The sequence below is a fragment of the Chryseobacterium sp. AG363 genome (assembly GCF_003610675.1).
GTDB lineage: Bacteria > Bacteroidota > Bacteroidia > Flavobacteriales > Weeksellaceae > Chryseobacterium > Chryseobacterium cucumeris.
The window spans coordinates 292225-314413 of sequence record NZ_RAQF01000005.1 but is presented as its reverse complement, the minus strand read 5'-3'; the positions used below and the strand labels follow the sequence as shown (position 1 = coordinate 314413).

Sequence of the window (22189 nt, the reverse complement as noted above, 5' to 3'; positions counted from 1 at the left end):
ACATTTTTTAGAACATTCATTACATTTAAAAAAAAAGAGTATTTAACATAACTATATTCTTTTCAACTTTGCATAAAATATTGGAATCATGAATTTGGGGAAATACAAAAATTTAATTTTCTACATTACCACCATCGCAGTCTTTTCCGCTCTGATGTATTATTTCATCATTGAAGGGCAGACGCTGGAAGTAAAAGAAAATATCGTTGCCAATACCAACAGCGGCTCTACCTGGGATAATTTCCTGGAATCATTCAAAACCAATCTTCACCATCCGCTTGCGCTATTATTGGCGCAAATTGTCACTATTATTATGACAGCAAGGCTTTTCGGATGGATTTGTATGAAAATAAAACAGCCTACGGTTATCGGAGAAATGATTGCAGGGATTGTACTCGGTCCTTCACTTGTGGGAATGTACTTCCCTGAGTTTTCCGCCTTTCTTTTCCCAAAAGAATCATTAGGCAACCTTCAGTTTCTGAGCCAGATAGGTCTTATCCTGTTCATGTATATTGTTGGAATGGAGCTGGATCTGAGTGTATTAAGGAAAAAAGCTCATGATGCGGTTGTCATCAGCCATGCAAGTATTATTATTCCTTTTGCTCTGGGAATAGGCCTTTCTTATTTTGTGTATCAGGAATTTGCTCCGGATGGTATCCAGTTTACCTCTTTTGCTTTATTCATAGCCATTTCTATGAGTATTACCGCATTTCCGGTACTGGCGAGAATCGTACAGGAAAGAAACCTCCAGAAAACCAAACTGGGAACGATTGTTATTACCTGTGCTGCTGCCGATGATATTACCGCATGGTGTATTCTTGCTGCCGTAATTGCTATTGTAAAAGCAGGTTCTTTTGCAAGCTCTATCTATGTGATTATCATGGCTGTTGCTTATGTATTTTTAATGATTAAAATTGTAAGACCCTTCCTGAAAAGAGTCGGAGACCTTCAGGCCGGAAAAAATACGATCAGCAAACCCATGGTGGCTATTTTCTTTCTGACATTGATCTTATCTGCATATGCTACTGAAGTAATCGGTATTCACGCTTTATTTGGAGCTTTTATGGCCGGAGCTATTATGCCTGAAAATACAAAGTTCCGTACCCTTTTTATTGATAAGGTAGAGGATGTGGCATTAGTACTTCTGCTCCCATTATTCTTTGTATTCACAGGACTCCGTACCCAAATCGGCCTTCTTAACGACAGTCATCTGTGGATGACCGCCGGATTTATTATTCTGACCGCGGTTCTCGGAAAGTTTGCAGGAAGTGCGTTGACGGCACGATTTGTAGGTATTAACTGGAAAGAAAGTCTGACGATAGGAGCTCTGATGAACACACGAGGCCTTATGGAACTTATTGTACTCAACATTGGATATGACCTTGGCGTTTTAAGCCCTGAAATTTTTGCAATGCTTGTGATCATGGCTCTATTCACCACTTTCATGACTGGGCCTGCACTGGATTTTATTAATTTTATTTTTAAATCTAAAAAAAATCAGGACGAATCCATTCAGGATAATGATTCCAAATACCGCGTTCTTCTCTCATTTGATAAGCCGGAATCCGGAAGTACTTTGTTGAAGCTAGCACACAATTTCACCCATAAAATGAACGGCAATAAAAGCATCACTGCGATGAATATTGCTCCGGTAGATGAAATGCATGCCTATGACATCAATGAGTATGAAGAGTCACAGTTTCAGAATGTCATTGAAACCTCTCAAGATCTGAATCTGGAAGTTACTACCCTCTTCAAAGCATCTACTGATATCGAAAGTGATCTTACCAGCATTACCAACAAAGGACATTATGATCTTCTCCTGATCATGCTTGGGAAATCTATGTATGAGGGAAGTTTATTAGGAAGGTTATTAGGCTTTACCACCAAGATTATTAATCCTGAAAAACTATTGAACACGGTAAAAGGCAAAGGAAATATATTCAACAATTCTCCTTTTGACGATTTTACCCTTCAGATTCTCGACAAAACCAATATTCCTGTAGGAATTTTGGTGGAAAAGGACTTTAAAGCGGCAGATAAAGTATTTGTTCCGATCTTTAATCTGAGTGATTTTTACCTTCTTGAATATGCTAAAAGGCTGATCAATAACAATAATTCTCAGATTATCATTCTGGATGCGGCAGGACAGATCCGAAATAATATTGAAGTAAAAGAACTGATCAGAAGCATTGAACAGGTAGCTCCAAACCACATTACTCTGTACAATGAGAAAAAGATTGAAAAAGATTTTCTGGGTTCTCAGGATCTGATGCTCATCAGCAGTAAAAGCTGGAAAAACCTGATCGATACAAAAAGTCTATGGCTGTCTGACATCCCATCAACATTAATAATATCAAATCCATAACACAATAACACACACCGATATTTCTATTTCTATTGAAGCTGTAAATATTATTCGTTGTCTGTAAAGAAAAAACGGGTATATTTATGGCTTTAATTTTTTGGGACATGCTGATTAACAGTGAAAATGGAGTTATAGAGCTGGAAACCTTTGCTACCAGACTTTATAAAGGAATGAGTCTTGATCAGCTGAAACAGTCTGATTTTTATAAAGAAAAGTATCATGATCTGTGGGATGTAAAAACCGGATATTTTTGGTATTATTTTAAGCCTGTAGAAATAAAGGGATATCAGGTATCTTTCAGTCTGTGCTTTTTTAAAGATCAGCTGGACATCATCCATATGAATACATGGGAAAACAGTGATGCCAAAGACTGGAATGAATGGACAGAGGAAAAAGAAATGAAGGTTTTCCGCCGGAATACTACTTTCCTGACCAAAGTCCTTGGAATATCACCCACCCAAAAAAAGAAAAAACCTTATCCCGGCTGTACCTTCAGATTTCCCTGGGGAGATGTGTGGTCGGTTTACGACCCGAGAAGCGCCGCCAGCTTTATGGGAATCAATTTTAATGAGGAGGAAAACAAATAAAAATAACTTATAACCAAAGAATAAGAGAACACTATGTGCCGATATGCCATGATGGTTTACAAAGGTCATTATGCCTGTTTCAACTGCCAGAAAACATTCAAACGCCGCCACCTGAAAGATGTGCACCGGGATGCTCAGACCTCTGTGGAAGCCAAGTGTCCGGAATGTGGGAATCTGATGGCCAATATGGGACTTGACTTTAAATCCCCGCCCAAAAATGATGATAAGCAATGGGCTCATATCCGGGATTTGTATACGGTTGGAATCACTTTTCATTCATGTGGATGCTCTGGTCCCGGATATATTCCCCAGGATCGGAAGGCCATTATTGATCATCTGGAAAAAGTTCGTTCAGAATACATGAAATCTCTGGTATTCTGGAGATACCGCATAGAGCCTGAAAATAAAAAAGAACGCGAACTGGACTATCAGAAAAACAGCTCACACCTATGGGCCGTCAACCGTAATGCTTTCAAAGAAACAGTGACCAATCAGGAAGGTATTAACTATTGGCTTAAAAGAATCAATGAAGTTGAGGAAAGACTCAATATCATCAAGGCTGATAAATCATAACGCTGCTATAGTTTACAAGCTTCAGAAGCCTTTTAAAATCCTCTTTGATTTTTTCCTCCTGCTCAGCGGGATAATCCGCACCGATACTAAATCCGCGTCCTGTAGTATTGGTGATCATAATGATATTTCCGTTTTCAAAATAATTCCTTGTTGTGATAACCTCGGACTTATTGAAATCAAAAGCTTCCGTATCCTTATTCTCTTTCATTGCTTTAGCATCATAGAAAAGCGGTCGGTTATACCTATACTCTTTCTCGAAAACAAAAGAAAGCTGTCCGTTAAGAAGATAATATTCTGTCAGCTTCTGCCCGATTTCTCCATAATGTTTCGCAATTACCTTTTGCAGACCTTCATCTGTGTAATAAAATGTGGCCTCCCCGCCTTCTGCAGATTCTCCTTCAATATCTTTCTTTTTGACAGCAGTCCATTTTGTCACGGAATTGATTCTTTTAAAATTTGCCTGAATAGGTTTTATCCTATTTTTTAAACTCTTGTTTCCTGTTGTATCTTTCTCATTGTATTCTTCTCCCTTCTTTACAGTATCCTGTGCTTGGATAGTGAAAAAAACAGGCGACTGATCTCCGGACTTCTGAGCACATGCAAAACTCAAACTGATCAATATTATGAAAACTCCATGCAAGAATCTATTCTTCATATTTTCTTTTTGTAGCTTTAAAATTAATAATAACTTTTGGTTGTACTGCATATAATGAAACCACAAAAGTTACAAATAACTGTTTTAGCTTTGAAAATCCTTATACCAGCTAAGATTCCTACAGAATGATACAATTGGAATACTTGTCTTACCATCAGTTTGCCATTCCGTAGAAATCCAGCCACTTTAAACCAACAAGAAAAGCATCAACAAAAACTCCAATCCTGACCAGCACCACAATTGAAGACGTACAATTCCCATCCTCCGGAGAGGTGGCGAAAATTCAAAGAATTTTTGACGGGGTCGTTTTCGGGGTGGTTTCTTCACACCATCAGTTTCATGTCGTAATTCTACTACAATTTTTAAAATTTAACCCAAAAAATTTATTTCCAACAGTGTTTTTTAATAGCTTTATCTGATAATTCACATTGGATGGAAATTGATTTCTTACAATATCAGGTACGAAACGGAGACACGCTCACCTCCATCGCTTCCCGGCTGGGTATGACCGGTGAGGAGCTTAAGCTGTTTCATAATTCCCATTGCCCGAAAATGGATAAAGTCTGGTTTGAAAACCTTAATGACGTTAAAAATATTTTTGTCCCTACTCATTTTAAAACAGAATCACAGAAGGAAAATGAAAGGAATAACATTCTTCCCGGCCAGTTCTCCGATTCCTTTTGGGCCCAGACTTATAGTATTAATGAGACTTTTGAAACGACTTTTGAATCTTCAGTTAACATCGATTATACCATTGATGTAAATCTCCGAAAAGACCAAAACACAGGTTTGTATATCCTTAGCTACAATCAGAGAGACTTTAAATCAGGAGGAAATGAACCTGATGATAAGGTAAGCGGCCTTTCGATAGCCTGCATGAAAAGTATTATGCCGCTTGAATTTATTCTTAATGAACAAGGCAGGATAAAAGGATTGGCAGATCATAAAAAAATCACGGACACTTTTACCAGACAGCGTAAAGATCTTGAAGAGTTTTATGTAGGTGAAGTCGCTCGAAATTATATGGATTCTTTTGAAAGGAACATCAGCAATGAAGTGTTTTTATTACAACAATTTCAGAGTACACTGCTGTTTCAGACTCTTTTCCCCAAAACAGACTGGTTCAGGAGAAAAATAAAGTGGACAGAATCTTTTTATTTTGTACAGAATTCATTTCCGGTAGCCTGTGAAATTAAACCTGAACATAAAAATAAAGAAGAGGACTCTGTTTTGACTATTTTAAGCGGAAAAATCACTGAATTATGTACCTCACAGGAGATCATGCGCGGGATCAGACTCAAAAAACCGGCTGCAAGACCGGCTTCAGGAAATATTGTATTAGAATACACCACTCACACTAAAAATAAGAATCTTCTTCAGGCTAAAGCCTCGGTTCTACTCAGCCATGAAGAGGTATTGATACACCAACATCACATCAATATAACACAAGGATAATATGAAAAATTATGTCACACAAAAAGGCGATACTTTCAGTTCTCTGGCCCGGCAGTTTAAGCTGAAAAATGAAGGTATTTTAAAAACTTACCATAATCTCCACTGTCCGCCGGAAGATGTCATGCAGGAACCTGTTCCGGGAAAAACGATCTTGATTCCGGAAGATCCACAACTCATGGCTGAAAAAATAGAACCTCAAAATATGGCTGCATCTTCTCAGGAGGAATCTACAGAAAATGTAGGTTCTGATGAAGGAGATTCAACGGAAGAAACTCCACAAAATGAAGAGCAGTCATCGGGAAAAACGGAACAACAAACTGATAAAGAAGCAAAGGAAGATCAAAAAGAAGACAGTGGTTCCAGTCCTCATGAAGGAAAATATTTCATTGTGCAGAAAGGAACCGTGCAATGTAATCAGGGATTTAAATTTCCAAAATTTAAAGTGACCAGCCATCAGAAACACTACTGGAATGATGAAGAAGGAAACGCTGATTATCTGGCCGTAACAGAGGATGATCTTCAGCTCGATCCTGCGGCACAGCCGTTTGGACAATGCAAGCTCAAGCCAAGTTCGGGAGGATATCTTCCGTGTGCTTATGCTCCAGCCGGAAAGTGGCAAAAGACGTATGAAAAAGTAAAAGTGATGGGAAAAAGCTGTCTTACGGAAATCTCAGAACTCATGTGCAGTACGGGAGGGAAAATTACCATCCTTAAACACGGACAGCAAAGCGAAGTCGGTAAAAGCCAGGTTGCCAAAGCAACTACGCAGGAACAGCAGGTTTATAATCCCGTTGTGGATTTTGATGAATTCAAGGAAGATACAAGAGATACAGACCAACTTTATTATAGCTAAGCCATGACAGGAACTATTATCGGGAATCAGAATCCTCTGGTAGGAACAACCTATACCTACGAGATAAAACCTTCAGGCCTTTCATTTGGTCTTAAAGGTGATTATGAATGGTATCTTTTTAAGAAACAAAAGAACGGAAGCTGGAAAGACATCACCGGAAAGCCCAAGACTGGTGAAAAGGTAACGTACAATTTTGGGGAAATAGCACTGGGAATAGAGTTTCAAATGAAAGTCTATGAAACTAAAAAAGGTATTTTACCTGGTCTTCCCTCTACCAGAGAACTGGCTGGCAGCTGTGTATTAATACCAACAAGCAACAAAGTTCCGAAGATTGATAAAGTAGTACTCTTCAACAGAGGAGCAAAAGACGTCAATAGAGCCAGCTACCGTGATACTCTTATTGCGCAGGCTCATTGTATTGCAATGTTTAATAAAGAAATTGAGTTTCATCTTTGGGAAGATGACGCTCCGGGAAAAGGGCACGATGCCAGTATTAACAAAAACAACCGTCACACCCGCAGCTATAAGGCTCGCGTCAATGAAAAAGGGATTGCAGAAGTGTCAATACCTCTGATGTCTGATGAAAAAATCCTTCGTCAGATGGCCAATCAGTTTCTGATGAAAGGTGACAGGAATGAAGGCGCGAATCATGAATATTATGTTACAGCCACTTATTCAGGGCAAATTCAGGGAGCCAGCCAGGTGAATGTAGCTGTAGCCAATCCGGATTATAAAGGCCAGCCTCAAAACCAGCCAAAACCCAAGCCGCAACCTGAGAAACACACGCCAAAATTCCCGGCCGGACAAGGAGGTGGTCCCAAACAGCCGGATCCTAAAGGCAATATTATAGAAGCGGTTTTCATAGATGATAAAGGAAATGAACTTTCCAAAGTTGCTGTAGGAGATAAAGTAAGGGTAAGAATCCACTCCAAAAATATGGTGGGAAAACACATCCAATATGTAGTCTGGGAATATGATACCACTTCCAATGATGAAGTTTACAGAAGCGGAAATATTAAAATTCCTGCCGATGTATGTGATACTTCAGGATTTGTCATTTCCAAAGATATTTTTGAAAAAGGAATAGACTCCCCTATTGGCGATCCGGATTCCGATACACAAAATTTTTTCATCGAAATTATCTCCAAAGATCTTTCTGCAGAATCTCAGAAATTTGGGGTAAATTCGGAAGGCCTGATGCAGGTGGAGAAGGTGAAGAGTGCGGCGGGGGTGCAGAATACACAAAACCCAAAACCAGAAAATGGAAAATGTCCGAATTGTGATAAACCCGTGACAGCAGATGACTTAAAAACCATCTTCCCTAATGCCTCGGAAGCCAACAGGAAAATTGTTGCAGACACGTATACCAAATATATGAAGGATTTGGGAATGAATACATGTTGGAACAAGGCTCATTTTTTCGCACAGGCAAAAATAGAATCAGGAGATGCGCTATCTTTAAAAACAGGAGAAGGTTTTAATTATGCTGTAGAAGCGTTACCTGCTGTTCCTTTTAAAGCTTTTCAGGCAAAAGATAAAAATGGACATATTATTCCTAATGACTTAGCTTTTAAATATGGTAGAATTGATGGAAAAAATATTGAATTATTAAAGACAAAATATAATAAACCATCATTAAAATTCCAAACTGCAGATCAAAAAATGATTGCTAATACTGCATATAGCAATAGGAAAGAATTAGGCAATACTGGAGGAGATGATGGGTGGAATTATAGAGGTCGTGGTATGGTTCAATTAACCGGAAGGGTAAACTATACTAATATTAATACTTATTCTCTTAAGTATTTAAAAATAGATATTTTAAAAGAATTTGAAAAAGTAGGTACAAGTTTGGAACTCGCTGTTCTTACATCAATGGGATATTTGCACAGAGGTGGAATGCCTACCATTGCAAATGGATGTACAAATGAAGATTTAATAAGTGCTCTTGTCGGAAATGATGTATTCAACAAAAAAGGAGAATCTATTAATCATGTACCTAAACAGAAAGCTTTTGATGAAATAACTTCTAAAGTTTTCAAAGTAAATAATTGTACATATGGTAAAAAACAAAGTAAAACGGTACCAGCGAAAAAAGGAAAAGCCCCATGGATGCCTTATGCTTTAGGAGAAATTGGACAAAAAGCAATCTTAGGAGACAAAAACAACCCTAGAATTAATGAATACTTTAACGCCTCAACTAATGGAAAGGGGCTTAATGAATCTACAAATTGGTGTGGTGCATTTACAAGCTGGTGTATGGTACAAGCAGGCTACACTCCTCCACCTTTATCTTGCAGAGCTGCAATGTGGCAGTTTTGGAAACAAGATAAGCCAATTTATGGTTCTGCAGCAGTTATTGACTGGGACAGTAATGAAGCAGCAAGTCCTAATGGGAAAGGAGGTGCCGTAGGAGGATCAGGCCATATTACTTTTGTAATTGGCATAAGTAAAGATGGAAATCACTATTATTGTGTTGGTGGAAATCAAGGTGGAACAAAAGGTGCTAGAACAGTTAAAATTTCAAAATATTCAAAAAATGACATAGATTGGTTCGTTATTCCCCCGGATTATTCCCCTGAAGCAGAAGAGTACAAACTAAAAATAATGACATCTGAAGCAGATATAGACTCATCTTCATCAACTAGAAGCTAACGATTATGAAAAAAGTAATAATAACATTAATAATATTCCAATTATTTTCTTGTCAAAAGAAAGAACAGACAATAATTGATAATTCAAAAAATATAACTATGGAAACACCTCAATGCCTCCAATCTCAACTTCAGGCGGGTTTCTCAGCAGAAAAAAGTGAGACAGACTATCCTAATTATAATTATAACGAAACTGATCTCGATTGCTCTATACCTATATTAGAATCTGAATTATCCAAAAAAGGCTATAAGTCTCCATCTACAGAAGAGTTTATTAAAAAAGTATTTGATATTTTCAACCGAAAGATTGATTATGATATGGCTACTAAATATGTTTATTTAGATGGCAATAATCTTTGTAACAAGTCAATTATCTATAATAGAAACTCAGATGATGAAATGACTCCTAAATCTTATTATATAGTTAAAAATAATAAATTTATCACTGAATTATTTGCTATTCCTGAAATTACAGATTATTCAAAAGTATTTCCTGAATCTAAAAATTTTGAAGACAATGTTAAAAAAATCCAAAATGAGGTAAGCATTACAAAATGGAATGAAGATAAAAATTTAACACAAAAACGTTTCGAAAATATTAATAAAATAGCAGCTCGCAATAAATATCTATTTAATGATAGTAAGTCTGATTTAGCCTGGTTACTAGCACATGATAAAAACTTCTTAAAACAATTGGTTACTACTTTTGGATATGATAAAGAAGAAAAAATAAATAAACAGGTTATAGAGGATTTATACAAATCATATACAGAATCAGGACAACTTTGGCAGGCAGTAAAACTAGGTGAAATATTTTTCACTAAAGATTGCCAAGGAAAATTAAAGATTCAGGAGGGTTTATTAAGCTATGTTTTTAACAACACCAATGAGAACGATGACAGATTGATATATGCATTGAGCAATTACCTAAATTATTTATTCAAAGATGACAAAGATGGTATTTTTACTGAAGCACCGTCTAAAAAATTCAGTGTTGAAGAAAAAGCAAAAATAATAGCTTATGTAGCAAATATAGAAAGTCCTGCATTTTATAAATATAAACCTTTAAACAGTAGTCGTGCTTGGCAAAAGGCAGGAACTTCGTTCTACAATATAACAGGTGCACATCCAGAAATATTAAAGATTATTGAACAAAATAATTATTATGGATTAACTCCTTTAAAGAATGTTGTTGAAAATGGACAGTTAGAAGATGAAGCCTCACTTTCTCCCCAAGGAGGTTAGCAATTCTTCTTTATTTACAGATATTAAATTTTAAGTAATTAATCTCAGGCATATGAATAAATTACTCTTATTAATACTAGCTATATTAATATCATGTAAAAGCCCTTCACAAGAGGGAAATAAAAACATTAATGTTACAAATCTTGAGCAGTCATTTTCAAATAAAAATGAAAAGGAGTTCTTAGAAAATTTTCCAAAGGATTTTCAATCCTTTAAAAATACATTTGGCTGGAACGATGAAAAAGACTCAGCTGAAATTCTTTATCAGCATGCCAATTCTTATATTGATTACTGGTTTTCATTAATTCAAAAACCTCAATACAAAAAATATGAAAATTCAATAATAGAAATTTCAAAAAAAGGAAAATGGGAAGCCGATGCTGTTAATTATTTTATAATAAAGTCAATAGAATACATTAACAAAAATAAAAAATATGATCTCATCAACTCTTTATCAAAGAATGATGCAAAATCAGTTTTGACATTTTTGTTTGATTCTCCTCATCAAAAGCCAGATGATACATTATTAGCCAATTTAACAACCGAAAAACAAAACTTAGCAAAAGAGATATTATCCACGAATACTTCAAGCGAAACTAAAAGAAACTCATTCGAAACCTACATCAATAATGAATATTATTTCATAAAAACCTTTGATGTCAACAAGGATGGCATCTCTGACAAAATTGTAAGTAACAAACCTTATCAAGGAGAAAATTTATTTATCTTTTTGGGGGATAAGCAAGGTAAATATATATTAGCACTGGAAACAAGAAACTTCTCTGAGGATGGAGGTAATGTTATCAATGATATCCTTCCAATATCCGGAAATAAAGGGTTCACTATAAAAACATCTTTCCCTGACCGCGGATATTATGAAAAAGAATATCATATTATTCTAAATAATAACACTTGGCTTCTTAAAAATATTATCTATAAAACAATGTCAGATATTTCACAGGATGCAGTAAAATATATTTGCGATGTTCCCCAAAATATTGATATCCAGAAATCCGGATGGACTGATAAAATAATACCCATTCCTGAAGAAAATGTACGAGCAAAAAAATGTAGAGTAGAGAAAAGTCAAAATAAAACAGCCTTTTACATTCAGGATAGTGATGGTTTTACCAACTTAAGAAAGGAGAAAAACTCTTCTTCCCAAATCCTACAAAAGATCAACACAGGTGAACAAGTAGAAGTTTTAGACCAAAACGGAGATTGGTGGTTAGTGGTTTCTAAAGAAGGTAAAAAGGGATATGTTCATAAAAGCAGGATAAAATTTGAATAAATAACTTAATCAAATGATGAAACCTTTTTCAACTTTATTCGCTATTATATTTTTCCTTTGCTTCTGCAAAAGTCAAAAAAAGAGAGATAATGATATAAACTTTCTGAATGTAAAATACCAAACAAATGGTTTTTTCATTCCAGACATCTCCAATCCTTACCCAACATACACCTATTCAGATAAAAAAATAGGTGTTTTCAGCGTAGACTTTATTGGAAAAACAGATGAAACTCAATATTTTTGGAATCCTAATAATTCGAGAGGTTATTTTTCAAAATCCGCGAACCTTGAAAATGATGCCCAAAATTCAAAAGCGATAAAAAATCTTATTAAAGAAAATGATTATTATGTACTTGCCTCGTATTTACCTGTTAAATTCATCACTTATACAGGAAGGGAAGATGGAGAATTTGAACCAAAACAAAATGCAAAAACAACATTTTATTTATATGAAAAGAATAAATGGGAACAAATAGGAGAAATAGAAACTGTGAAAATTCCAGAAGATATTTTAACATTTGAAACTGACCTTGTCAAAAAATTTCAAAACTCAATTAATAAAAAATAAGTAGTTGGCCTACTCCTACCTTCAAAAAAACAATTCATCCCAGCTCCAGATAATTTAGAAAAGAAAATTTCGTCTCATTAAAAAAAATATTTATACCTTTGCTCTGTGATTTTTAACAACGGAACATATTATTATAGAATTTTTACCTCAGCTCTGGGATAGGGATTCTTATGAATATAATTTAGAACCTCGTCCTAGGGACGAGGTTTTTTTATTTTAAAAAATGTAAAAAAGATGAAAATAAGTATTATTGGAGTGGGATTAATCGGAGGTTCGATGGCTTTGAAATTAAGAGAGAAAAACCTGGCCAGCTTCATCTACGGAATCGATAACAATACACAGCATATCAGTGACGCATTGCAACTTAAAATCATTGATGCGGGAGTAGATCTTGAACATGGAATTAAAAATTCGGATCTGATTATTCTTGCTATTCCTGTAGATGCTGCACGAAAACTATTGCCTTCTGTTCTGGATCTTGTTTCTGACCAGCAGACGGTAATGGATGCAGGTTCCACCAAAGCAGGCATTGTACATGCGGTAAAAAACCATCCGAAACGTTCAAGATTTGTAGCGTTCCACCCGATGTGGGGAACGGAAAACAACGGTCCAAAATCCGCTATTGCTGAAAGTTTCTCGGGAAAAGCTGGTGTCATCTGCAACAAAGAAGAATCGGCAGACGATGCTCTGGCTACCGTTGAAAAAGTAGTCAATGCTCTCGATATGCATATGATTTATATGAATGCAGAAGATCATGATGTTCATACCGCTTATATTTCCCATATCTCCCATATTACATCTTACGCCCTTGCCAATACCGTATTGGAAAAAGAACGTGAAGAAGAAACGATTTTCCAGCTTGCCAGTTCCGGTTTTTCAAGTACCGTTCGTCTTGCCAAGTCGCATCCGGAAATGTGGGTTCCTATCTTTAAGCAAAACAAAGAAAATGTATTGGACGTTCTGAACGAACATATCACTCAGCTCAGAAAATTCAAATCTGCGCTTGAAAAAGAAAACTATGAATATCTGGAAGAATTGATTTCCAACGCCAACAGAATCAGAGGAATTTTAAGATAAAAATCCTTATACGATACTAAAAGCCCGACGGTTTTTACTTTTATTTTATTAAGAAACCCTTAGTCATAGTGGCTAAGGGTTTTATATTTTGAAATAAAATGATTTCTATTAACATTCCGGAACATTGACTGCAATGGCCAGTCCGCCTTCCGAAGTTTCTTTAAAACGGTCACTCATCGACTGAGCGGTTTCCCACATGGTCAGAATCACTTCATCCAATGTTACTTTTGCTTTGTTGGGATCACTTTCCAGTGCAATATTGGCTGCTGTAATGGCTTTCATCGCGCCCATCGTATTCCTTTCAATACATGGAATCTGTACCAGTCCCTTAATTGGATCGCAGGTTAATCCAAGGTGATGTTCCATCGCAATTTCTGCCGCCATCAATACCTGTCCTACACTTCCTCCTAAGATTTCTGTAAGTCCGGCTGCTGCCATTGCAGAAGATACTCCGATTTCCGCCTGACATCCTCCCATTGCTGCAGAAATGGTTGCATTTTTCTTGAATAAGGTCCCGATTTCTCCCGCTACAAGCAAGAATCTTATAATATCCTCCTCACTCGTAAATGGTGTAAATGCCTGAGAGTACATCAATACCGCCGGAATAACTCCACTTGCCCCATTGGTAGGTGCGGTAATAATTCTTCCGAAGCTTGCATTCTCTTCATTCACTGCCAGTGCAAAACAGGCAATCCATTTGTTGATATTCGTAAAATTCTCTTCAGCGTCTACTACCTGCTGGAACCATTCGTCTTTGTTTTTATAGATTTTATCTCCGAGTAGCTTTCTGTTGATTCCTGCGGCTCTTCTGGAAACGTTCAATCCGCCAGGAAGAACTCCCTCCTTATTGACACCTTTGTAGATACATTCTTTGATCTGCTGCCAGATATAAAGTGCTTCCTGCCTAGTTTCATCCTGGGTTCTCCAGCTTTCTTCATTCATGAAAATCAAATCTGACATTTTATCAAATCCCAGCTTTTCACAGTATTTTGCAATATCTGAAGCTTTATGACAAGGATACAGCGTACGTACACACTGCTTCTGAATAGAGTTTTTTTCCTGGCTGGCAATGAAACCGCCTCCTACAGAATAAAAATCCTGCACAAGTTCAGTTCCGTCTTCGAAAACAGCTCTGAAGATCATTCCGTTCGGATGAAAATCAAGGCTCTTTTTCATGTTTAAAATCAAATGATGTCCGTAGATGAACGGAATTACCTTTTCACCACCAAGGTTAATGGTTTGAGTACTCTTGATGTAATCTATCTTTTCATCAATTTTTGAAGTATTGATCGTTTTAAAATCCTCTCCATTCAACCCAAGCATTCCCGCAATATCAGTTCCGTGCCCGATTCCCGTTTTTGCGAGTGAGCCAAAGAATTCAAGAAAAACCTCTTTAACTTCTTCTATTGATCTTTCTCTTTTTATAATCCTGATAAATGCTGCTGCTGCGTTCCAGGGTCCCATCGTGTGTGAACTTGATGGGCCTATTCCTACTTTAATAATTTCAAAAACCGATATTGATTCCATAAATGATTCGTCATTTTCCTCAGAAACAAAGATACATGATAAATCCTGAAATATACCTTCAAATTTTTAATGATATCAACATATCATAACAATATAAAAGCTATTGCAGGCATTCTTCATGCTGCGAAAGATCAAGCCCTTTATTTTCAGACTCTTCAGAAACTCTTAATGTGATCATGGAATCTGTAAGTTTATATAAAATTAATGAACCTAAAAAAGTAAAAACAGAAACCAAAACAAGGGCTGCCATATGATGAAGAAAAACATCAATTCCACCATGAAGCAGACTTGCTTTTTCACCATGAGCAAAAATGGCGGTAAGAATCATTCCCATAATCCCTCCTACTCCATGGCAGGCAAAAACATCGAGGGTATCATCTACTTTCTTTAAAACCTTCCAGTTCACCATCAGATTGGACACGATTGCTGTGATAAATCCTATAAAAAGGCTCTCCTGAATACTTACAAAACCACATCCGGGAGTAATGGCCACCAAACCTACCACTGCTCCTATGCACGCTCCCAAAGCAGAAACACTTCTCCCATTGATTCTGTCAAAAAAGATCCAGGTCATCATCGCCGAAGCAGATGCTATGGTAGTTGTTCCAAAAGCGGTAGCCGCAGATGCAGAAGCACTCAAAGCAGATCCGGCATTAAATCCGAACCATCCGAACCACAGCATTCCTGTTCCCAGAAGCACATACGGAATATTGGACGGCTCATGATGAGGATTCTTCCTGTTTCCTACCACCAAAGCTCCGGCAAGTGCAGCAAAACCGGCACTCATATGCACAACAGTTCCTCCTGCAAAGTCTTTTACCCCGAAATATTTGTTTAAAAGCCCCTCAGGATGCCACACCATATGACAAAGCGGCGTATAAATAAATATACTGAAAAGAACAATGAACAATAAATAAGATATAAAACGAACCCTTTCTGCAAAAGATCCGGTAATAATTGCCGGAGTAATAACGGCAAATTTCATCTGAAACAAGGCAAAAAGAATGAAAGGAATCGTGGGAGCCATCAGTTTATGAGGTAGATTTCCTACCCCGCTAAAAAAGGGATAACTGAGCGGATTTCCAACGATACCGTAATGCTTTCCGGCTATTGTAATCCCGATAGATTCACCGAAAGATAAAGAAAAGCCTACGACTACCCACACCATGGAGATAACGCCTAAGGCAATAAAACTCTGCAGCATGGTAGAAATTACATTTTTCCTTCCGACCATTCCTCCGTAAAAAAAGGAAAGTCCTGGCGTCATGAGCAAAACAAGTCCTGCCGCGGCCAGAATCCAGGCAACATCAGCGCCGACAATTTTATCTTCACTTAAGAATTCCCTTGTATCAGGAATATCGGCAGCCGGATTCCAGAATAAACCACCAATGGCAACGATTGCGATAACAGAGAATGAAACGATCCATTTTAATCCTACTTTCATAAAATTTATATTTAACCCTATCAAATTTAAATATAAATTCCATAAAAACTACATTTTTAAATCAAACACCCCTAAAAAAATATTCAATCTGGAACTCTTTCAATTTTTTCAGAAAAAATCTCTGACAGTATTTTGGAAACTTCTTTGGATTTAGTGGCCGGAAAAAGATGTGTTCCTCCTTTTACCACATAATTCGGATTTGAATAGCGGATGGGAAAAACAATGTCTTTATCACCTAATATCTGAATGACATTGGGATTCTCTTCAAATTTCCATTCGGAAACTTTTTCTACGGACCATTTGAGGTAATAAGGATCTCTTACTTTAAAATATTGAAGAAGTTTAGGATTTTTAGGGTCAAAAAGCTTTCGGACAACAGCATATACATTGGCCGCTTTGTCATTGAATAAACCTACCGGAAGTATTCTTGGGATTTTGGTAAGCTCACCTGTCTTTATGAATCTGGATTTTTCCTTATCGGATTTTATACTTCCAAGGATCACCACCTTTTCTGCAGGTTTCAATTGATTAATCTCCTGAACAATGATTCCTCCGAAAGAATACCCCAACAGGCAGAATGGTTCTGAATCATCCACTTTATCTGCCATTCTTTTGACATAGGCATCGAAAGGCTCATTTTTTTCGGGAATAAGCCAGTCTATAAAAATCAATTCACAGTGTTTGGGAAACTCTATTCTTTCAAGGACTTTAAAGTCTGCTCCCAGACCGCTTACGATATAAATTTTCATACCACTAATTTATAAAAAATAAGGAAATAAAGGATGAGCCTCCTGATTTAACAGCATTAAAAAAGAGCAATTCTCACGAACTGCTCTTCTGTATTAATAGAATATATTTTACTTTTTCTTTTTCGGTACTCTATTCTCATTATCCAGCATTTCTGTGGAAACTTTAAACTGAATATCCATTTCGTTCTTAATGAAATAATCTTTCAATGAAGACTGATAGAATACTTTAAAGTCTCTTCTATTCAGGGAGAACTTAGCAGATTCAATAGATGTTGTGAACTGGGTAACGTATACATTCGCAGGGAAAGAGATTGTTTTTCTCACCCCTTTAAGAGTAAGGTCACCGTACACTGTAGAATTGTATTCACTGTTTGCTAAAGGAATAATTTTAGTCAAATGGAATTTCGCAATAGGGAATTTTTTCACTTCAAAGAAGTTTGAGCTCTTCAGATCGTTGGTAAGCTTGATCTGATCCTCATCAGAAACATCTCCCGCCATCATACTTCTCATATCGATAATAAACTCTCCATCCACCAGGACCGTATGGTCAAAGTTAAATTTTCCACTTTTCAGCTTTACTGTTCCTGAATGGGAAGTTTCTTCGGTTTTTACCACCTTATACCCCCACCATCTGATCTCTGATGAAGTCACTTTTGAAACTTTATCAAATTTCTTCTGGGCAGAAACAAATGACATGCTTGCGCACACCATAGCAAACAATAGTAATCTTTTCATTCTTTTTTATTTACAATTCAACAAAAATAAAAAAAAGTGTAGAACTTCTACACTTTTAATAATCTTTTTTTGATTAATTTATTGAGCAGTTACCTTTACAAGCATATCAATATCATCTTTCACAAAAACATCCTGCATCGTAGACTTGTAAGCTACGTCAAATTTTTGTCTGTCGAAAGAGAATTTGTTAGATACTAAACTTACTACTCCTTTGCTGTAAGAAATCTTAGCAGGGAAAGAGATTGGGCTTGTTTTTCCTTTTACAGTAAGGTTTCCTGTTACAAGAGAGTTGTAAACTTTATCATTGTTTTTCTTTACTCCTGTAATTTTGAAGCTTGCTGTAGGATATTTTTCAACTTCAAAAAAGTCCCCGTTCTTAAGGTGCCCGTTTAATTTCTGCTGATATTCTCCTGTAAGGTCAGTAGAAGTAATAGAAGTCATATCCAATACGAAGCTTCCGCCTACCAATTGGTTTCCTTTCATTACCATATCTCCTGACTTCACTTTTACAGTACCGTCGTGAGAACTGGCCTCAGATTTTGCTACTTTGTATCCCCACCAGTGTACATCAGATGCTACTACTTTTTTTGACTGTCCGAAAGCTAAACCACCAGCTAAAACTGCTAATAAAAATATTTTTTTCATTGAATAGAGTTATTTACTTATTTAATGATGCAAATGTAAGTATCTTATTCAATAGATTTCATTGATGTATATCAATAAAATTTATTATTTTCATGAATAATATCATTCCATAAAAAAACTCCGAATTTCTTCGGAGTTTTATTTTATAGCTGATAGTAAGCGGTGTAAAGTGCTATACCATTTAATGCTGTGTGATTTTGCTTGACCAGATAGATGGGAATATTTTTAAGCATTTCCTCCATTTTATCACTGATCTTGAATTTCTCATAGAATTTCGCCTTATCAATATATTCTGCGATCATCTGTGGAATATCTCCGGCAATCAGTAATCCTCCGGTAGCTTTTAATTTTAATGTTAAGTTATTGGCCTCTCTTGCCAGGAACTCAAGGAAAGTATCTAAAGCAATTTTGCAGATCAAAACATTTTCCTCTACAGCAGCTTTATAAAGCTCTTCCACAAAATTCCCCTTCGCAAGACGTTCTCCTAACCATTCAGGTTCCGGGTGTCTTTTCACATCTCTCAGGAATCTGTAAATATTGAATAGTCCTGACTTGGATAATACATTTTCCCAGCTTACAATACCATAGATATTATTTAAAAACTGGTAAAATTCAACTTCTACGTTGGTTCTTGGTGAAAATTCTGAGTGCCCTCCCTCTGTTGCGAAAGGTCTCAGGTATTTTCCGTCAAAGAAATAGCCGGCTTCTCCTAATCCGTTTCCGGGAGCAAGAACCGCCACATTTCCTTTTTCAAGATGTCCGCTGGTATAAATGGCTTCAAGATGGTTATCTTCAAGAAGAGCCATTCCATAGGCGGAAGCTTCCAGGTCATTCAGCATTTCTACTTTTTCAAACCCGAAATCGCGTGTATACTCGGCAATATCTAAATGCCAACCTAATCTTGCCGGACTGCTTTTCCCGTCCAATACAGGACCCGGCACAGCCATTCCCAGACGTTTTACATTTTCAAGCTGATTATCCTGAATAAACTTCTTTAAAATATCTGAAAAGGAAGAATATTCTTTGGTTGCATATTTATTTTCTACTTTTATCTCAAGACCTCCGTTCCCGGAAACAAAATAGCCTAAGATTGTTATATCTTCACGGAGACTTGCTCCAATGATAGAAACACTATCATTATTACTGTTCTCTACTCCTGGTAAATAAAGTGGAAATTTTGGATTCAGAATCATAACCTCAAATTTTACCAAATATAATAATTGTTTTTGTAAATCCTGCACAGAACAAAAAAACCTTTCCACTTTCGTGAAAAGGTTTTGGTTAATAATTGTTTATATATTAAATCTAACTACTTTCCTAATGGAATATTGTAACCGAATCCTACTCCGATATTCCCCACATTATAGTCCTGACCTGGCAAATCTCCCTTGGTTCCTACAAAAACCTTTTGGTATTGTACGAAGAAATTCCAGTCTCTGTTGTGGTATCCGATCTCCGGTTTAAGGTAGAACCCTCCGTTAGCTCTTTCAACATTGGTGTTTGACGCCACTGCTTTATCACCCACAAGGAATCCGTATCCTAAGTCAGTTCCGAAATAGAAACCGGTTTGTTTTGGATAAATTCTGATTAAAGCTGCTACAGGAACTACTCCTACATCATTGTTTTTATATCCGTTGTTCTCTTTTCCAAAATAGTGAGTATATCCTGATGCAATACCTAATCCAAACCCTGGGGTAATCAGATTCTGGTACGCTACATCCACTCCTACTGCAGCGGAAAGATTATCTGCGGGAACTGCTAAACCAACATTTGCACCTACCTTGATCATATTGTTCATTTGAGCACTTTGGGCGCTTGCGATACCCGCTGTTAAAATACCAGCCAGTACTATTGCTTGTTTAAACATTTTCATAACTCTAATTTTTAAATTTTACTAAACAAGAGGATGTAAAAATCATGCCAAGCAAGGGTTTTTATTGTATTTTAACATTCAAAAAAAACATAAAACAATGACTATCAATATATTAATTTTAACAAAATTTAAATAATTGTTTAACAAAATTTATCAAAAAATGATAGTTAAAAAGTGAATTAAAGGATGGAAGAAAGGAAGCCGGATACTGGAAGAAATATAATTCATAAAATCAACTCTATTTCTACGATCTAAAGCTTCCTGCCTATTGCCTTCTACTACCAGCTTCCAGTCTAATACAACAATATTAACAATGCTTAACCCGTTGTTATTTTAACCTTTTTGTTCAAAATACATCAAAAAATAAATTCTCCATGATGGCTGATTCATTATTAAAAAACAAGCATCTTCTTTGGCGGGCAGGTTTTGGTGTTAGCATTAATCAAATTGATGGTTTGAAAAATAAAAACATTAAAACGCTGATGAATGAATTATTTAAAGAAGAAAGCTTCAGCGAAATCACTTATGACACTCCAGATCCTGTTTCTGTGGCAGACTATATGAACAGTACAGCTCCTGCAGAAAAGAAAAAAGAAATGCAGCGGATCAACAGGGAACAAAATAACGAACTGAACCTGAATTTTCTAAACTCCATCGTTAACAGTAAGGAACAGATGAGGGAAAAAATGGCGTTTTTCTGGCATGGGCATTTTGCATCAAGAGTACAAAATCCAAGGTTCAACAAACAGCTTTTAAATACGATAAGAAAAAATGCACTGGGCAATTTCAAAGATCTGCTTTTTGAAGTAAGCCAGTCGCCTGCCATGTTGAATTTTCTGAATAATCAACAGAATAAAAAAGACCATCCTAATGAGAATTTTGCCCGTGAAGTGATGGAACTGTTTACCATGGGGAGAGGAAATTACACTGAAAAAGATGTAAGAGAAGGTGCCAGAGCTTTTACAGGATGGAGTTATGATAAAGAAGGGAATTTTAAAGAAAGAAAAAATCTCCATGATGAAGGCAGCAAAACTTTTTTAGGAAAAACAGGCAACTTTGACGGGAGCGATGTGCTCCATATGATTCTGGAACAAAAGACAACGGCTCAGTTTATTACCACAAAGATCTATAAGTTTTTTGTGAGTGAAAAAGTGGATCAGGATATCGTCAATACACTCAGTACAAACTTCTACCATTCAGGATATGACATCAAAAAGCTGATGACTGAGATATTTTCAAGCACATGGTTTTATGATCAGAAGAATATAGGTAACCGTATAAAATCGCCTGTAGAACTGATGGCAGGAATCATGCGAATCCTTCCAATGCATATTCAGAACCCTGAAAACCTCATCGTTTATCAGAAATTATTGGGACAAATGCTCCTTTATCCGCCCAATGTAGCGGGATGGCCAAATGGAAAATCATGGATTGACAGCTCTACTTTAATGCTCAGACTTCAGGTTCCGCAGATCTGGTCCGGACTCCGCCCTTTGGAATACAGCCCACGGCAGGATGATGATATTGATATGGGAATGAAATCCCGTGAAACAGCATTAAATAAAAGCTTTAAAAACCCGAATATCACCATCGACTGGGATCGTATTGAAAAGCTTTTCGCCTATAAAAACTGTGAAGATTATCTTCTGCAGAATACCCAAAGCCTCGATATGAACTCTGTAAGTAATTTTTCAGACAAGAGTATAAAAATGACTGTCATCAACCTGATGTCTACTCCGGAATATCAGTTATGTTAGGTAGGAGGTTTTAGGTTGCAGGCAGCAGGTAATAGCTGTCGCAGTAGAACTTGGCTCCTCCCTGATTTAGTTTTCACTGCTATAAAAATAAAATGTGGTCCAGCCCTATAATTTACAACCTGCAACCTGTCAT

The 22189-nt window shown here is 36.6% G+C and carries 19 protein-coding genes; 11 read left to right on the top strand and 8 right to left on the bottom strand.

Annotated elements, in window-relative coordinates:
• Window positions 1-88 precede the first annotated feature (88 nt).
• From DEU39_RS19840 to DEU39_RS19830, 3 genes are all read left to right on the top strand, one after another.
• Window positions 89-2368 (top strand): cation:proton antiporter, encoded by a 2280-nt coding sequence (locus DEU39_RS19840; protein WP_410493232.1) that lies wholly within the window; start codon window positions 89-91, stop codon window positions 2366-2368.
• 83 nt (window positions 2369-2451) lie between these two features.
• Complete coding sequence (locus DEU39_RS19835; protein ID WP_228436853.1) at window positions 2452-2955, top strand: hypothetical protein; 504 nt, start codon at window positions 2452-2454, stop codon at window positions 2953-2955.
• A 33-nt stretch (window positions 2956-2988) separates the two neighbouring features.
• On the top strand, window positions 2989-3528 hold the full coding sequence (locus DEU39_RS19830; RefSeq protein ID WP_120233114.1) for a hypothetical protein: 540 nt from the start codon (window positions 2989-2991) through the stop codon (window positions 3526-3528).
• Here DEU39_RS19830 and DEU39_RS19825 read toward each other — a convergent pair.
• Window positions 3509-4183 (bottom strand): hypothetical protein, encoded by a 675-nt coding sequence (locus DEU39_RS19825; RefSeq protein WP_120233184.1) that lies wholly within the window; start codon window positions 4181-4183, stop codon window positions 3509-3511. The two genes, DEU39_RS19830 and DEU39_RS19825, sit on opposite strands and share 20 nt — an antisense overlap.
• A 432-nt stretch (window positions 4184-4615) precedes the next feature.
• Between DEU39_RS19825 and DEU39_RS19820 the strand changes: the two genes are divergently transcribed.
• The 7 genes from DEU39_RS19820 (at window position 4616) to DEU39_RS19790 (ending at window position 13326) form a co-directional block, all read left to right on the top strand.
• Complete coding sequence (locus DEU39_RS19820) at window positions 4616-5638, top strand: LysM peptidoglycan-binding domain-containing protein (protein ID WP_120233113.1); 1023 nt, start codon at window positions 4616-4618, stop codon at window positions 5636-5638.
• Between the two features lies 1 nt (window position 5639).
• Window positions 5640-6491, top strand: a complete 852-nt coding sequence (locus DEU39_RS24520) for a PAAR-like protein (protein WP_183037450.1) — start codon at window positions 5640-5642, stop codon at window positions 6489-6491.
• 3 nt (window positions 6492-6494) lie between these two features.
• The gene (locus tag DEU39_RS19810) at window positions 6495-9146 is read left to right on the top strand and encodes a hypothetical protein (protein WP_120233112.1); all 2652 of its coding nucleotides are present in this window, start codon (window positions 6495-6497) and stop codon (window positions 9144-9146) included.
• A 5-nt stretch (window positions 9147-9151) separates the two neighbouring features.
• Window positions 9152-10390, top strand: a complete 1239-nt coding sequence (locus DEU39_RS19805; RefSeq protein ID WP_120233111.1) for a hypothetical protein — start codon at window positions 9152-9154, stop codon at window positions 10388-10390.
• A gap of 52 nt (window positions 10391-10442) precedes the next feature.
• A complete protein-coding gene (locus DEU39_RS19800; protein ID WP_120233110.1) occupies window positions 10443-11681 on the top strand; it encodes an SH3 domain-containing protein in 1239 nt (412 codons plus the stop codon).
• Window positions 11682-11694: 13 nt separating this feature from the next.
• Entirely contained in the window at window positions 11695-12249 is a 555-nt protein-coding gene (locus DEU39_RS19795; RefSeq protein WP_120233109.1) for a hypothetical protein, read from the top strand.
• A gap of 234 nt (window positions 12250-12483) precedes the next feature.
• On the top strand, window positions 12484-13326 hold the full coding sequence (locus tag DEU39_RS19790; protein ID WP_062671297.1) for a prephenate dehydrogenase: 843 nt from the start codon (window positions 12484-12486) through the stop codon (window positions 13324-13326).
• Window positions 13327-13434: 108 nt separating this feature from the next.
• On the opposite strand, the gene DEU39_RS19785 is transcribed toward DEU39_RS19790, so the two are convergent.
• From DEU39_RS19785 to DEU39_RS19755, 7 genes are all read right to left on the bottom strand, one after another.
• Window positions 13435-14853 (bottom strand): L-serine ammonia-lyase, encoded by a 1419-nt coding sequence (locus DEU39_RS19785; RefSeq protein ID WP_120233108.1) that lies wholly within the window; start codon window positions 14851-14853, stop codon window positions 13435-13437.
• 100 nt (window positions 14854-14953) lie between these two features.
• On the bottom strand, window positions 14954-16297 hold the full coding sequence (locus DEU39_RS19780; RefSeq protein WP_120233107.1) for an ammonium transporter: 1344 nt from the start codon (window positions 16295-16297) through the stop codon (window positions 14954-14956).
• 83 nt (window positions 16298-16380) lie between these two features.
• Window positions 16381-17046 (bottom strand): alpha/beta hydrolase, encoded by a 666-nt coding sequence (locus DEU39_RS19775; RefSeq protein ID WP_120233106.1) that lies wholly within the window; start codon window positions 17044-17046, stop codon window positions 16381-16383.
• Window positions 17047-17154: 108 nt separating this feature from the next.
• Window positions 17155-17781, bottom strand: coding sequence for a YceI family protein (locus DEU39_RS19770; RefSeq protein WP_062671303.1), 627 nt, complete (start codon window positions 17779-17781; stop codon window positions 17155-17157).
• A 78-nt stretch (window positions 17782-17859) separates the two neighbouring features.
• Window positions 17860-18426 carry a YceI family protein gene (locus tag DEU39_RS19765; RefSeq protein ID WP_062671305.1) on the bottom strand — a complete coding sequence of 189 codons (567 nt, stop codon included), beginning with the start codon at window positions 18424-18426 and terminating at the stop codon, window positions 17860-17862.
• Window positions 18427-18569: 143 nt separating this feature from the next.
• Window positions 18570-19619 carry a glucokinase gene (locus DEU39_RS19760; protein ID WP_120233182.1) on the bottom strand — a complete coding sequence of 350 codons (1050 nt, stop codon included), beginning with the start codon at window positions 19617-19619 and terminating at the stop codon, window positions 18570-18572.
• Between the two features lie 116 nt (window positions 19620-19735).
• Window positions 19736-20299, bottom strand: a complete 564-nt coding sequence (locus DEU39_RS19755) for a hypothetical protein (protein WP_120233105.1) — start codon at window positions 20297-20299, stop codon at window positions 19736-19738.
• A gap of 374 nt (window positions 20300-20673) precedes the next feature.
• Between DEU39_RS19755 and DEU39_RS19750 the strand changes: the two genes are divergently transcribed.
• Entirely contained in the window at window positions 20674-22056 is a 1383-nt protein-coding gene (locus DEU39_RS19750) for a DUF1800 family protein (RefSeq protein ID WP_120233104.1), read from the top strand.
• Window positions 22057-22189: the final 133 nt, after the last annotated feature.

Bases quoted from the DNA above. Each gene is read 5' to 3' on its own strand.
- DEU39_RS19820 (WP_120233113.1), top strand. From the start codon at position 4,616: ATGGAAATTGATTTCTTACAATATCAGGTACGAAACGGAGACACGCTC.
- DEU39_RS19750 (WP_120233104.1), top strand. From the start codon at position 20,674: ATGATGGCTGATTCATTATTAAAAAACAAGCATCTTCTTTGGCGGGCA.
- DEU39_RS19835 (WP_228436853.1), top strand. From the start codon at position 2,452: ATGGCTTTAATTTTTTGGGACATGCTGATTAACAGTGAAAATGGAGTT.
- DEU39_RS19795 (WP_120233109.1), top strand. From the start codon at position 11,695: ATGATGAAACCTTTTTCAACTTTATTCGCTATTATATTTTTCCTTTGC.
- DEU39_RS19780 (WP_120233107.1), bottom strand. From the start codon at position 16,297: ATGAAAGTAGGATTAAAATGGATCGTTTCATTCTCTGTTATCGCAATC.
- DEU39_RS19840 (WP_410493232.1), top strand. From the start codon at position 89: ATGAATTTGGGGAAATACAAAAATTTAATTTTCTACATTACCACCATC.
- DEU39_RS19755 (WP_120233105.1), bottom strand. From the start codon at position 20,299: ATGAAAATGTTTAAACAAGCAATAGTACTGGCTGGTATTTTAACAGCG.
- DEU39_RS19785 (WP_120233108.1), bottom strand. From the start codon at position 14,853: ATGGAATCAATATCGGTTTTTGAAATTATTAAAGTAGGAATAGGCCCA.
- DEU39_RS24520 (WP_183037450.1), top strand. From the start codon at position 5,640: ATGAAAAATTATGTCACACAAAAAGGCGATACTTTCAGTTCTCTGGCC.
- DEU39_RS19775 (WP_120233106.1), bottom strand. From the start codon at position 17,046: ATGAAAATTTATATCGTAAGCGGTCTGGGAGCAGACTTTAAAGTCCTT.
- DEU39_RS19770 (WP_062671303.1), bottom strand. From the start codon at position 17,781: ATGAAAAGATTACTATTGTTTGCTATGGTGTGCGCAAGCATGTCATTT.
- DEU39_RS19830 (WP_120233114.1), top strand. From the start codon at position 2,989: ATGTGCCGATATGCCATGATGGTTTACAAAGGTCATTATGCCTGTTTC.
- DEU39_RS19760 (WP_120233182.1), bottom strand. From the start codon at position 19,619: ATGATTCTGAATCCAAAATTTCCACTTTATTTACCAGGAGTAGAGAAC.
- DEU39_RS19790 (WP_062671297.1), top strand. From the start codon at position 12,484: ATGAAAATAAGTATTATTGGAGTGGGATTAATCGGAGGTTCGATGGCT.
- DEU39_RS19825 (WP_120233184.1), bottom strand. From the start codon at position 4,183: ATGAAGAATAGATTCTTGCATGGAGTTTTCATAATATTGATCAGTTTG.
- DEU39_RS19805 (WP_120233111.1), top strand. From the start codon at position 9,152: ATGAAAAAAGTAATAATAACATTAATAATATTCCAATTATTTTCTTGT.
- DEU39_RS19800 (WP_120233110.1), top strand. From the start codon at position 10,443: ATGAATAAATTACTCTTATTAATACTAGCTATATTAATATCATGTAAA.
- DEU39_RS19810 (WP_120233112.1), top strand. From the start codon at position 6,495: ATGACAGGAACTATTATCGGGAATCAGAATCCTCTGGTAGGAACAACC.
- DEU39_RS19765 (WP_062671305.1), bottom strand. From the start codon at position 18,426: ATGAAAAAAATATTTTTATTAGCAGTTTTAGCTGGTGGTTTAGCTTTC.